The organism is Methylobacterium sp. WL103 (genome assembly GCF_008039885.1).
Taxonomy (GTDB): Bacteria; Pseudomonadota; Alphaproteobacteria; order Rhizobiales; family Beijerinckiaceae; genus Methylobacterium; species Methylobacterium cerastii.
The window spans coordinates 1-1,985 of sequence record NZ_VRUX01000700.1 but is presented as its reverse complement, the minus strand read 5'-3'; the positions used below and the strand labels follow the sequence as shown (position 1 = coordinate 1,985).

The window sequence follows — 1,985 nt, the reverse complement described above, 5'->3', positions numbered from 1 at the left end:
GCCCGGAACCGGCGGCTGCGATCGGGCGCGTCGGCCATGCGCTCAGGCCCCCGCCGGAGCGCCGGGTGCCGTCCCGCCGGTCACGCGGATTCGCTGAGCTGCCCGCGGGCGTCGGCATCGTGCGCGTCGGCGGCGATCCAGCCCGACATCATCACCATCGGCATGCCGGGGCCGGGGTGGGCTGCGCCGCCGGCGAGGTAGAGGTTGCGCACCTGCCGCGAGCGGTTGCCGGGCTTGAACGCGCCCATCACCTTGCCGTGGGAGGCCAGCCCGTAGATCGCGCCGTTGAGCACGTGGTAGCGCTCGTGGATGTCCTGCGGCGTGAGATGGCGCTCGACGACGATGCGCTCCTCCAGGTCGGGCATGCCGGCCGTGCGCTTGAGCTTGTCCAGGATCACCTGCCGGTAGGCCGGGAACATCGTCTTCCAGTCATGGTGCGGGCGCAGGTACGGCGTGTGGACCAGCACGTAGAGCGCCTCGCCGCCATCGGGTGCCACCGACGGGTCGGTGGAGGAAGGCGCCGCCAGGTAGGCGGTCGGGTCCGGGGCCGGCTCGCCCTTGCGGTAGATCCAGTCGAACTCCTCCTCCGGGTCCTTGGAGAAGACGAAGTCGTGGTGGTTCAGGTGCTCGTAGCGCTTGTTCAGACCGAGATAGAGCACGACGCCGGAGCAGGCCGGCTCGGGGTTCTTCTTGGCGTAAGCCTTGCCGGCGTCGCCGCCGACCAGCTCCGTGTAGGTCCGCACCGAATCCATGTTGGAGATCACCGCATCGTAGGCGGTGGAACCGGACTTGGTCCGCACGCCCTTCACGGCGCCGGCCGACACGTCGAGGCCCAGGACCTCCTCGCCCGGCTTCAGCGTCGCGCCGAGTTCGGTGGCGAGCTTGGCCAGCGCCTCGGCGACGGCGCGGGTGCCGCCCATCGGGTACCAGACCCCTTCCGCCGTCTGCATGTGGGCGATGGCGCAGAGCACCGCCGGCGCGCCGTAGGGCGAGGAGCCGACATACTGCACGAAGTGGTCGAGCATCTGGGCCAGGCGGGCGTCCTTGACCTTGCCGCGGATCGTGCTCGCCACCGAGGCATGCATGCGCAGCGCGAGCACGTCGCGCAGCGTGCCGGGGTTGAGGTTGGCGCGGATGTTGATGGTGTCGAACAGGTCCTCGACCGGCTTCCAGAAGAAGAACTTCTCCGAGATGCCGTGCAGGTTCTCGGAGACGTCGAGGAACTTCCGGTAGCCCTCGCCCGCACCGCTGCCGGGGGCGAAGCGATCCATGTCGGCGGCCATGCGGGCGACGTCCTGCATCAGGTCGATGCGGGTGCCGTCGTCGAAGAAGCAGCGCCATTGCGGGTCGAGCCGGCGCAGGTCGAGATAGTCGTGCAGGTTGCGGCCGGCCTCGGCGAAGATGCGCTCCAGCACGCGGGGCACGGTGAGGATCGTCGGCCCCATGTCGAACCGGAAGCCGCCCTCGTGCAGCACCGCCGCCTTGCCGCCGAGCCAGTCGTTCTTGTCGTAGACCGTGACCCGGTGTCCGCGCGCCGCGCTCACGCAGGCGGCTGCGAGGCCGCCGAGCCCGCTGCCGACGACGGCGACCGTGGAATCCTGGCTCATGACGATCGATACTCCCGGCACGCCCGCGACGACGGCGTCCGCTTGATGAAAGCTAGGCAGAACGGACCGGCGGTCAACGCGCCACCGGGTCGCGCCGGACGGTCCGTCATGCCGTCCGCCGCGAAACGAGAAGGAGCGCGGCGCCAAGCCCCGCGAAGCCGATCGCGAACAGCACGCCCCAGGCCGCCAGCGCCGCGCCGGCGCCGTCGCCCAACGCACCCTGGTAGGCCTCGATCGCCCAGGCGTTCGGGGTGAACCAGCCCGCCTGCTGCAGCCAGGGCGGCATCAGGAAGCGCGGCACCATGCTGCCGCCCACCGCCGAGAGCAGCAGCACGCCGAAGGTCGAGGCGAGGTGGGCCTGCTGGCGGGTCGCGGCGG

The 1,985-nt window shown here is 70.8% G+C and carries 1 protein-coding gene and 1 pseudogene; both read right to left on the bottom strand.

The window, feature by feature from the left end; genetic code table 11:
• Nucleotides 1-80: 80 nt before the first annotated feature.
• Nucleotides 81-1,607 carry a phytoene desaturase family protein gene (gene crtI, locus FV222_RS24410; RefSeq protein ID WP_147815852.1) on the bottom strand — a complete coding sequence of 509 codons (1,527 nt, stop codon included), beginning with the start codon at nt 1,605-1,607 and terminating at the stop codon, nt 81-83.
• Nucleotides 1,608-1,713: 106 nt separating this feature from the next.
• Nucleotides 1,714-1,985: pseudogene (locus tag FV222_RS24405) on the bottom strand (ABC transporter permease); the annotation flags it as partial.